Annotated in this window: 1 protein-coding gene; it reads right to left on the reverse strand. The window is 66.6% G+C overall.

What is annotated here, in order from left to right; translation table 11 throughout:
* Nucleotides 1–590, reverse strand: a 590-nt coding sequence (locus AC1DTN_RS38520) for a solute carrier family 23 protein (RefSeq protein ID WP_477925464.1), incomplete at both ends; no start/stop codon positions are given.

Here is a 590-nt window from a genome sequence, read left to right on the forward strand (position 1 = left end):
AGCCCGATCCACGCCGCGGCGCCGAGGGCGCCGAGATCGATCGGCTTGCCCAGCCCGAGGCCGTTGGTCAGCACCGCGTCGATCACGCTCGCGACGAGCAGGCCCATCAGGATCAGCAGCCGCTGGACCATGCCGCGCGTATAGACCGCAATCAGGCCCACGCTCAGGAAAGTCAATGCCTGCATCCAGGTGTCGAAGCCGGTCGGCGCCATGTTCTTGATCGGCACGCTCGCCAGGTTCAGACCGATCACCGCGACCACGGCCCCCGTGACCACCGGCGGCATCAGTCGTTCGATCCAGTGCACCGCGGCGTCCTGCTCGATCTCGTCGACCTCAAGGCCCTTGATCGGCGCCGATTTGTGGTGGCGCTCATTGGTCAACGCCACCAGCAACCCGATGAGCGCATAGATCAGCCCGCAGGCGATGATGCCGCCCAGCGCCACGCCCAGATGAGGGTTCGGCCCTGGCCCGGCATAGCCGGTGGCGGCGATCACCACGCCGATGAATGCGAAGCTCGAGCCCAGATAGCTGGGCACGCGCCCGCCCGTGACCACGAAGAAGATCAGCGTCCCGATGCCGCTCATCAGGAT

This window comes from Rhizobium sp. 01T444 (assembly GCF_056398305.1).